The sequence below is a fragment of the Nocardioides sp. genome (genome assembly GCF_024509035.1).
Taxonomy (GTDB): Bacteria; Actinomycetota; Actinomycetes; order Propionibacteriales; family Nocardioidaceae; genus Nocardioides.
Genome location: NZ_JANINT010000341.1, coordinates 625 through 1045, shown reverse-complemented (window position 1 = coordinate 1045; position 421 = coordinate 625). Strand labels below are relative to the sequence as shown.

Below are 421 nucleotides of genomic sequence, written 5' to 3'. Positions count from 1 at the left end.
CCTGTCGACGGCGGCCGACAGCACCGAGCGGCTCACCCGGCTGATCAACGACATCCTCGACCTCGAGCGGATCGAGTCCGGCACCCGGACCATGGAGCTCACCACGATCGAGGCGAGCGAGCTGCTCACCCGCTCGGCCACCGAGATGGCCGGCCTGGCCCGCTCGACCGGCGTCCGCGTCGAGGTCTGCCCCGGCCCCGGCCGCGTCGTCGCGGACCCGGACCGGATCGTGCAGACGCTGACGAACCTGGTCAACAACGCGATCAAGTTCTCGAGCGAGGGCCAGACGGTCGTCCTCGACACGCGGCTCGAGGACGGGCACGTCCTGTTCCGGGTGCGCGACCAGGGCCGCGGCATCCCGGAGGACAGGCTGCAGTCGGTGTTCGAGCGGTTCGAGCAGGTCGACTCCTCCGACTCCCGC

General features: G+C 71.0%; 1 protein-coding gene. It reads left to right on the top strand.

Annotation, left to right across the window (positions count from 1 at the left end; translation table 11 throughout):
- On the top strand, positions 1–421 hold a 421-nt coding region (locus tag Q0L15_RS20965), incomplete at both ends, for a HAMP domain-containing sensor histidine kinase (RefSeq protein ID WP_296606656.1).